General features: G+C 35.8%; 9 protein-coding genes and 1 pseudogene. 1 reads left to right on the top strand and 9 read right to left on the bottom strand.

Annotated elements, in window-relative coordinates; translation table 11 throughout:
* Positions 1 to 336: 336 nt before the first annotated feature.
* The 6 genes from V7137_RS24475 to V7137_RS24450 form a co-directional block, all read right to left on the bottom strand.
* A complete protein-coding gene (locus V7137_RS24475) occupies positions 337 to 909 on the bottom strand; it encodes a kinase (RefSeq protein WP_335700485.1) in 573 nt (190 codons plus the stop codon).
* Between the two features lie 46 nt (positions 910 to 955).
* Positions 956 to 1,870, bottom strand: a complete 915-nt coding sequence (locus tag V7137_RS24470; RefSeq protein WP_335700484.1) for an NAD-dependent epimerase/dehydratase family protein — start codon at positions 1,868 to 1,870, stop codon at positions 956 to 958.
* A 102-nt stretch (positions 1,871 to 1,972) separates the two neighbouring features.
* Positions 1,973 to 3,043 (bottom strand): phosphotransferase, encoded by a 1,071-nt coding sequence (locus V7137_RS24465; RefSeq protein WP_335700483.1) that lies wholly within the window; start codon positions 3,041 to 3,043, stop codon positions 1,973 to 1,975.
* Positions 3,044 to 3,074: 31 nt separating this feature from the next.
* Entirely contained in the window at positions 3,075 to 4,253 is a 1,179-nt protein-coding gene (locus tag V7137_RS24460; protein ID WP_335700482.1) for a carboxylate--amine ligase, read from the bottom strand.
* Positions 4,254 to 4,268: 15 nt separating this feature from the next.
* A complete protein-coding gene (locus V7137_RS24455; protein ID WP_335700481.1) occupies positions 4,269 to 5,582 on the bottom strand; it encodes a glycosyltransferase family 4 protein in 1,314 nt (437 codons plus the stop codon).
* The gene (locus V7137_RS24450; protein WP_335700480.1) at positions 5,579 to 6,235 is read right to left on the bottom strand and encodes a PIG-L deacetylase family protein; all 657 of its coding nucleotides are present in this window, start codon (positions 6,233 to 6,235) and stop codon (positions 5,579 to 5,581) included. The genes V7137_RS24455 and V7137_RS24450 overlap by 4 nt, the downstream gene beginning before the upstream one ends.
* 309 nt (positions 6,236 to 6,544) lie before the next feature.
* On the opposite strand from V7137_RS24450, the pseudogene V7137_RS30785 reads away from it, so the two are divergent.
* Positions 6,545 to 6,592, top strand: a pseudogene (locus V7137_RS30785) (hypothetical protein); the annotation flags it as partial.
* Here the strand turns inward: V7137_RS30785 and V7137_RS24445 are convergent.
* The 3 genes from V7137_RS24445 to V7137_RS24435 all read right to left on the bottom strand — a co-directional run.
* Positions 6,577 to 7,983, bottom strand: coding sequence for a sensor domain-containing protein (locus tag V7137_RS24445; protein WP_420490173.1), 1,407 nt, complete (start codon positions 7,981 to 7,983; stop codon positions 6,577 to 6,579). The pseudogene V7137_RS30785 and the gene V7137_RS24445 sit on opposite strands and share 16 nt — an antisense overlap.
* Positions 7,984 to 8,242: 259 nt before the next feature.
* Positions 8,243 to 8,410 (bottom strand): hypothetical protein, encoded by a 168-nt coding sequence (locus V7137_RS24440; protein ID WP_218351339.1) that lies wholly within the window; start codon positions 8,408 to 8,410, stop codon positions 8,243 to 8,245.
* A 13-nt stretch (positions 8,411 to 8,423) separates the two neighbouring features.
* On the bottom strand, positions 8,424 to 9,071 hold a 648-nt coding region (locus tag V7137_RS24435; protein WP_335700478.1), incomplete at its 5' end, for an ABC transporter permease subunit.

The following is a 9,071-nucleotide window of genomic DNA, read 5'->3' as shown; positions in this document are numbered from 1 at the left end:
AAAGTTGATTAGCTCATTTTGTTACGTTGGCTTAGTTTCGTAATCGAAACTAAAAGTTATTGTTTGTTTGCACGATTTTGTTTGTTTAGTTTTCAAAGAACAAAGGACAAAGTCTCATCATAAAGAAGCGACAAAAATTATCATACTATAATTCTCACAAATAAGTCAACATATTTTTCAATTAAAATATTTAACTCGTTCGAAGAGAACTTTTACATAATAACATGTCCTTTACTTTAAATTCAAGGTGAAATTTTTTTCAAAAAATAAGAGCAGTGATTAAATGCATAAACCACTGCCCCTTTGCAAATCTTTAATTTTTAATAGATTACCTTATTATTCAATCTTAAGGTTTTTCCATTCCTCATATAAGGAAGGATTGATCCTCTTAACATGTGCTAAAAATTCTTCCAAATAACCGAGTTTTTTTAATCCTGTAAACATTTTAGTTGGGACAGACCTTACTGTATACAAAGCCCTTTTGTGATCGATCACTTTTATTTCTTCACGTTCATTAAAAAAAATATGGCGGACCTCAGTGTCCAGTCTAGCAAAACCAATCTTTTTTAATTCATCTAACATGAATAAAATCTTTTTTACAATTGATTCAGGAAGTTGTTTCTCCTTTTTCAAGTAAGCTTTAAGATTACCTCCATTCACAAACTCCATCACGATATAATTAGAACCATACTCATAAAGTCGGGGAATAACAGAACTCGATTGTCCTATTTGCAGTGCGTTTAGTTCCTTTTTTTGGTTATCTTCATTCACATATACTTTGACACACGTCTCAGGTGTCAATTGGAAAATTGATCCATCTGCACCTTTCCCAATCATTTTATAACCGCTTAAGTCTTGAATTGTTACTTTACCATTATTTTTCGCTATGATTTTATAAAAATCTTTCATATCTAATCTCCTTCTATATCTATCCTACTATTTATTTTCTTGGATTTTATGTCCCTTTATAATATTTTAAAGTTTCGTTTAATCCTGTTTGCAAATCAAAGATCGGTTTCCAAGACAAAAGATTCACAGCACTGGTATTATCCAATCGACTATACCGAATATCCCCTTTTCGTTCAGGCATCACGATGGGCGATATATTGGTAGATGTGAGTGATTTAACTTCCTGAAATAGATCGTTTATACTTGTCTTAGAATTAGTGCCGATATTGAAAATTCCATTTGTCCCCTTTTCAATGGACATTATATTGGCATACGCGACATCTTTCACATACACAAAATCTCTCGTTTGTTCTCCGTCTCCAAATATATATGGCGATTCACCTTTTAGCATCTTTTTAAAAAATATCGAGATGACTCCACCTTCTCCTTTAGATGATTGGCGCGGGCCGTAAACATTCGCATATCTAAGGATTGTGTAAGGAAGTTGAAAAAGTTGACTAAATGTCTGAATGTACAGTTCTGAAGAATATTTGCTGATCCCATAAAAGGATTGAGGCTGAATGGAGAATGTTTCCTTTATACTACATTCATCTTTTATCCCATATACGGCACATGAAGATGCAAATATGAATTTTTGAACATTAAACTTATGGCAGCAGTCTAATAAACGAATCGTGCCAAGAATATTTTGGTTAGCATCATCGACTGGATTTTGTACGGAAAAGGCAACATCCACTTGTGCTGCCAAATGGATCACAACATCTGGTTTTTCCCTTACAAATACAGTCTCTATTTGTGGAGAACAGATATCCATATTAATAAAACGAACATTGGGTTGGACAAATTCTCTATTACCTGACACTAAATTATCCACAACAATCGGTTCATACCCAGATTGAATTAATAAATCAACAACATGGGAACCAATAAAACCAGCTCCACCAGTCACGAGTACCTTCATCCAGACTCACAACCATCATTTTTAATTCTTAAAGAAGAACGTCCAATCTTTTCCATTCAAAAAAAACTCCTTTAATGGTTTTAGACATTAGTTGTTCCACTACTATAATCCTAGTTCTTTTCCCCAAACCTCAATTTTCTCAAGGTATCTCTTAAGAAGTGAGCTTTTTCCTCCATCCAGCACTTTTTGCAAGTGACTAGAAAGCTTTTTTTCTAGTGTTCTTTGTAAATAGGCCTTTTTAAGCAGGTTGAGTGGATCTTCATTGAAGGTTATCCCATATTTCTGCATTTCCTGGCAATAAACCTGAACACATTTCCTCCGAATCTCTTCTTCCCTCTTCTGCCAATCTGAGCGAAAATCTATTAGTAATTCAACCAAAACGACCAAATCATACCAACATGGATAATGCTTTGCTGATTCCCAATCAATTAGAGACACTTTCCAATTCTCATTTTCAACATTCGCATTTTCACAGCAAATATTGTGTACATGAAGGTCTCCATGGATAAGACATTGACCACCTTCAGTAATTTCAGGAAAAAAAACAGGACCCTTTTTTAAAATACGTTTGATCATTTTATACCTTGGTTCCACCAATTCTCGTAAATTAGGATCTTTCATTGCCAATTCCAGGCTCTCTTGTGCTTTTTTGACTCCTTTCGTTCGTTCCTTCATCTTCTCTTCAGAATCAAAATAAGGCAGAGAGGAGTCAAATAGATTTGCATGCTGCAAAAATCGTTGTTCAAACGTAATAGCATGAAATTTTGCTACCATTGGGATAATTCGTTCTAAATGCTCGGGAGTTAATTTTATTTGTCCTCGCAGGGGCCGCAAACATTCAGTAAACATCCATGTTTCATTACCATTTACCTTCGGTTCAAGCCAATACAATTTTGGCATAAACTCATGGTATATCTTATAGGCTTTTTGATACATATTGATTTCCAGCCTGTGATTTTCTTTCAATGGCAGTTTGTATATTTTAAGCACAATCGGAATGATGTCCTGTCCATCTGAAAGTACCAACTTCCAAATACTTGTCTTTTCCCGTGAATTTTTGAGACATTCTATTCTTTCTTCGACCAATTTTACTTTTTTACCAAGAACATTATTAAGCTTTTTTTCCCAATCAAATTGCTTCCAACATCTAATGATCTCTTCTAAACTATTCAAACAGAAAGTTCCCTCCCAATATTGTCATTTCTTACTGTCTCCCCCATAAATTTCGCAAATGGGATACAAAGCTACGAACAAATGGCATGGGGTCATTCCAAGCAAATAGTGCCTCAACCTTTTTTCCAGATAAGCTCTTTATCCACTCAAATAATTTCATTTCCCCAGCTTTTTGTTTTTGGCGAAAGGAAAGAAAATCACGGACAAAGTAAACCCATTTGACCCCTTCTTTCTGCTCTGTCACTGGTGTTGGATTTTGCCCGGTAAGGGATAAATAATACAAGTAGGCCAAATTGACCCCACAAGCACTCGATAACGCTTGAGTTAAACCTATTCTTGAATTGATTTCGATAAATTTCAATTTCCCATCTCTTGGGTCCCGTTTAAATTCGGCAATAGCCAAACCTTTGAATTGAATATCTTTTAGAAAGGTAGTAGCGAGTTGAATGACTTCTTCGTCCCTAATACTAAGGGCAAGAGCAGTGGATCCAAAATGAGGAGGAAATTGATGTAATTTTTGGTTCATCCACAAGCCAATTAAATTCATCTTTTCGTCAAAAAATGTTTTGACGGAATAAATACAATCCTCATCACCAGGGATGACTTCCTGGATCATTAGTTCACCGAATGGCCGATAAAAAAGGTACTCTTCTCTCAATTGGGAAGGCTGTTCTACTACAATGGCTTTCTTATAAAGTCGATGATCGATATTTGAGCGGAAATGAGAAGAATAAACTGGTTTTAATATACAAGGGAAGGTAATTTGATGGATGATTTGCTCAAACTGTTCTTCGTTATTTATAGCGAATGTTTTGGGGCATGGCACATTTGATTTCAGGGCCAATTCATACGTTAATCTTTTATCTAATACGGCTTCGACCAATGTGTGTTTAGGTAATATAAACCGATAGTAGTGTGAAAGGACAAATCTGTTTTTTGAAATAAACTGAACAAAGTCATCTGACCCCGCATACAGGACGGCCTTTTGTCCAAACTTTTGTGCCATTCTGGTAAGTAATAGAATTAATGCAGGCGCCTCACTGACTGGATTTGGACAAATTCCACAAGTGGCAAACCGAGTTTTTCCGATTTCATATTTTCCTTTCGTATCAAAGGCATATACCTTTATCCCTTTTTTCGCTAGACTCCTCACAATCCCTATCCCGGTTGCACTTAGATCAAGAACAACGGCAGGAACATCATGTCGCATTGCTTTTTCCTCCTTTCATAATAATGATTGATAGATTTTTTCAATTTTCTGAACCATTTTATTAACGGTTAAATGTTGTTGTGCAAATTCATGGGCATTACTTGCTAGTTCTTTCCTTAATGATTGATTTCGTAACAGGAGTAATAACTTTTCTGCAAGTTGCTTTGGATTAGCTGGTTCAACTACAAATCCTGAGTAGTTATCTTTAATGATTTCCGGAATGCCGCCACAATTCGTCGTAAGAATAGCCTGATTGGTAAACATTGCCTCGATTAATGAGATTGGCAGCGTATCACTTGTGGTTGGAAGAACAAAAATATCTGATTCGCTTAACAATTTAGGTATGTCTTCTCTGCTTCCTAAAAAGGAAACGTTTTTTAACTTCAACTCACTAACCTGCTTCTCAAGCGTGCTTCTCATCTCACCATCACCTACAATCCTCACTTCAACATTTTTCAGATTGTCTTTAATAAGTGCAAGAGCTTTAAATAAATACTCATGTCCTTTGCGGGGGCGTAGGCGTGAGACACAGGTAATTACCGTGTTGCGTTGGCTTTTTTTACTTTTCTTCTGATTATTCCTTCCACCAAAATCTATCCCAGTATAAACAGTGGTTATTTTATTTTCCTCCGTGCCTAAATTTATTAGAATTGGGCGAAAGACATCACAAAGGACGATTACTTGAAAGGCATTTTTAATGGCTTGTTTATCAATGGCGGAAAAATAGCTTTCCTCAACCGATCCTTTTTCCATCAAGTTAAACTTTAATCTGTTTTGGGTCATAAATCCGTGAGGTGTAAAAAGAAGAGGTATTTGAAAGGATTGGTTTAGGATCCCTATTACATTAGCTGTATATCGATCTTGTGCGTGGATAATATCGTATTCTGCCAGATTAATATTTTTTAGCATCGTATAATAACTGTATAGCTTGCTGATATTGTGTAGAATTTTTTTATTATAGCTGCCATAACGATTGAGAAAAAATTGCTTGAATTCATCAGAAGATCGATCGCGTAATGCCTTCATTTCCTCTGACTGAAAAGAGTTTAGTGCGATTACATCAACACTATGTCCTAAATTTTCCAAGCCAGTTTTGAGTGAAGTGATATAGTTCTGCAGGCCACCAATCATTGGATATTCCCAAAACGTTGTGATTAATATCTTCAATTTTTTGTTTTGTAGTACTGGTGATTCGATTGGCCACCACCTTTCTATCTCATATTCTTCTCCATAAGGCTCATTGACCCCATAATATTGATCCATTGCAGAGATTAAATAAGGAAAAAGGGTCGGTAAAAAAGTGTGGTCATTAGGAGGATAATCTGTCATTTCCATACCCTCCTAATGATTTCAAAAGCTTCCGCGTACTCGACCCCAACCGTCATTCCTCTGACGCGCGCTAAGTATTTCACTCCGTCATAGGAACGTGGATGTGGGAAGGGTCTCATTTCTACATCATAATGGTGAAGAGATTTGAGCTTGTCGTCGATGGTATCTGTAATATCAACAAAATAATTGGGTTTAAATTCTTTATCATTTGTATGTTGGCTCCATTCACTGGAAGAAACCGTTTCAAAACAAAGAATCTCAACCGGTTTTTTTCCAGGCAATGGCCGGGCTGCTGTTAACACTGCCTGGAACAAAATTTGGTGGTCCTTGTTGGTGTCACCATAATGATGGGTGAAAATCATTGAAGGAGCATATTTGTCCAAAAGCCCTTCGATAGATTTGTTGATTTCAACAAGAGGTATGGTCTCCAATCGAAGATTGGGGTATTCCAAAAATAGCACCTCTTCCACTCCTAATTGTCTGTTTGCCTCCAGCATTAATGGCTGAATCCGATGCTCCTCTTCCTTACGTCCCTTAACAGCAATAACAGTAATTACCTTATAGCCATGATTAATTAACTTCTTAATGGTTCCGCCGCTCCCAAGAATCTCATCATCAGGATGAGCGGCAATCACTAACACATTCTCACTCATTAGGACACCTCAACTCCAGTTAAAATAGTTTTCTTGTAATTATATGAAGATAAGTTAGAGTCGATATGGACAAAGTGAAAAATAGGCGGATTCTTGGTGTTTTTTTATCTGTTTTGCTTAAACCTCTGGCTATATCACTAATATAAAAAACAAAAAAACATATGCTTTTCGCATATGTTCTAATGTTCTGGATTTAGTTAATTTTACTTTTTTCCATTAAGTTTTTTTCAAACGCTTTCACAGTTAGCGGTTTACTAAAATAACCCTTGGGCTTCCATACACTTTTGTTGGAACCTTGAAAGCAATCAATTGATTGGAGCAGAAGCATTGCTTCGTTGGAATCATCCCCAAAAAGGATTTATTACTCCTGCGGAATTCATACCTGTCGCAGAGGAAACCGGTTTTCTTTCTAATGCCTTACGCAGATGGCCTTCTACTTCTAATTCATGATGAAATTTTTCTTTTAAATCTTCTGTAAAAAATTGATAATTATTCTTTCCGAGGCTTTTTGCAAAATACATCGCTAAGTCAGCATTTTTTATTAATGTATCAAAGGTTTCACCATGTTCAGGAAACATACTAATCCCGATACTAGGTGTTACAAAAATCTCATTGTGACTTTGATAAAATGGTTCAGATAAATGGACTAGGATGGATTGAGCAACTTCACGGGCTCTTTGAACATTTGAATTAGAAAGCAGAACCGTAAATTCATCACCGCCATACCTGGAGATAATATCGTTTTGATCAACTAGATCTTTGAGTTTAGTTGCAATTTCAATGAGTAATTTGTCACCTATTTCATGCCCAAACGTATCATTTACGGGTTTAAACCTGTCCAAATCCAAAAACAGCAACGTAAAATTTTCATGACGTTCTTTTGAACGTTTTACTAGGCCGTCGAGTTTCTCCCTTAACAGGTATCTGTTTGGGAGCCCGGTTAATTGATCATGATAGGCCATATGCTTTATCATTTTTTCGGTTTTTATTCTTTCCGAAACATCAATAACCGTTCCGATGATTGCCGTTTTCCCATGATAATCGATGCTTGATCCATAAATTTCTAAGGTTATCACCCTTTTATCTTTTCGGATTACTCGATATTGGTTTGTAATTGTTGACACTTCATTCGAAAATAATTTAATTATATTTTCAGTTACAATCGGCAGGTCTTCAGGATAAATTACCTGCGCTAAGTTTAGTGACAAGAGCTCTTTTTCATCGTAACCGGTCATTTCACAAATCCGTGGATTAACATAAACTAATTTCTCATTTTGAAAAATATAAACTCCTACTAATGAATTTTCAACTAAACTTCTGTATTTTGCTTCGGCTTCCATAAGATTTTTTTGTGCTTTTTTTTGCTCGGTAATTTCTTTAATGATTCCGTAGACACCAATCACTTTATCTTTGATAATAATCGGTATATTTGTAGCCTTAACATCTCGCTGATTCCCTTCCTTATCATATATTGAACACTCATATGTAGTAGCAAGACCCATGACTGCCTGCTTAAAATGAGAATTTGTTCGTTCAATATCATTAGGAACTAGAAACGCAGTAAAAGGTTTATTCATTATATCTGAAATCGTGAAACCGAACAGTAACACTGCTCGATTGGCACTTATTAATTTTCCTTCTAAATCAAAGGTAATGATGACATCTGGATTTTGATCGAACAATGATTTGTAATATTGTTCATTGAGTTGAAGTTGCTCGGACTGCCGGGAAACTTTTCGAACAAACATGGCAGTAACCAATAAAATGATTACAAGCATAGCTGATAACGATAAAAATATGTATATGGATTGATGTAAGGAAATTTCCTGCATCCATGATAAACCTCCGAATATTGTGTTTCTGTTCCTCTTTACTCATACACGGAGAACAAAAAAACATATGCATTATACATATGCTTTCTAAAACTGGAAATTTTATTCAAGGCTTATTGACTTTAATAGCAGCAATGATGGCAGGGCCGACTTGCTATAAAGTTTTTCCATGTGCTTAAAATCTCGTTAACTTTTTCATAATCTCTGTTTTTCGTTCCTTATCCTTAATTCTTGTTAAATCAAGCGCATATTCGTGACCCTTATTTTTCGATTTTAGGATTTCCCTTATTGCATTTTTTACACTTTCTTCCGTATCCGTAACCATAATCACTTTCCGCAGCATCTCTTCCCCACCCTTAGGATTCATTTATTTTTCTAGTCTGATTAATTGCCTTGCTTTTAAAAAAGGCAGAAAAAGAAGAATTAATCAAAGCAACACAGATGGCGGTAATGATAAAGAAGCCGATTGGTACAAGAACAATCCAGGACTGTGTATAAAGATAACTGATATCACTGCCAATAACACCAGACCATTCATAGGAAATCGTTCGTGGAGGTGTATCTAGATCACCATAATGAGTCCCTCCAAAAAAAAGCTTCATAAATCCAAGATGTGCAAGAAGCTGTAAGGATTGAATAAATTGCTGCCCAAATAATAAAATCCACTTTTCATACACATGAGGGACAATATGTTTAAAAAAGATACGGGTTTTACCCGCGCCAAGTGTTCTTGATGCTTCGATAAAAGATTCTTTCTCGATTAGCCTCATTTCATTGGCGACCTGAAGGCTCAAATTCGGGATGGCAATCATTACTAGAATGAAAGTTTCAAATATGGCACGTTTCCAAAAAGGTGTATGAAACCCATCAAGTGGCATCCATAATACACTATACAAGATAAAATAGGCAATAATGGTTTGCGGAACAACAGAAAAAGGCTCAAATAAAGTTTTCATACCGTTGTAAATACGATTGTTTAACGAGTATCTAAAAGAACCTATTAC

The sequence above is a fragment of the Neobacillus drentensis genome (genome assembly GCF_036962765.1).
GTDB lineage: Bacteria > Bacillota > Bacilli > Bacillales > Cytobacillaceae > Neobacillus > Neobacillus drentensis_C.
Note: the sequence above shows the minus strand (reverse complement) of the source record. Positions and strands in the feature narration are given on the sequence as shown.

What these genes read in the sequence shown, in the direction of transcription:
- V7137_RS24475 (WP_335700485.1), bottom strand. Translation starts at nt 909, where the DNA reads ATGAAAGATTTTTATAAAATCATAGCGAAAAATAATGGTAAAGTAACA.
- V7137_RS24470 (WP_335700484.1), bottom strand. Translation starts at nt 1,870, where the DNA reads ATGAAGGTACTCGTGACTGGTGGAGCTGGTTTTATTGGTTCCCATGTT.
- V7137_RS24460 (WP_335700482.1), bottom strand. Translation starts at nt 4,253, where the DNA reads ATGCGACATGATGTTCCTGCCGTTGTTCTTGATCTAAGTGCAACCGGG.
- V7137_RS24455 (WP_335700481.1), bottom strand. Translation starts at nt 5,582, where the DNA reads ATGACAGATTATCCTCCTAATGACCACACTTTTTTACCGACCCTTTTT.
- V7137_RS24450 (WP_335700480.1), bottom strand. Translation starts at nt 6,235, where the DNA reads ATGAGTGAGAATGTGTTAGTGATTGCCGCTCATCCTGATGATGAGATT.
- V7137_RS24445 (WP_420490173.1), bottom strand. Translation starts at nt 7,983, where the DNA reads ATGTTTGTTCGAAAAGTTTCCCGGCAGTCCGAGCAACTTCAACTCAAT.
- V7137_RS24440 (WP_218351339.1), bottom strand. Translation starts at nt 8,410, where the DNA reads ATGCTGCGGAAAGTGATTATGGTTACGGATACGGAAGAAAGTGTAAAA.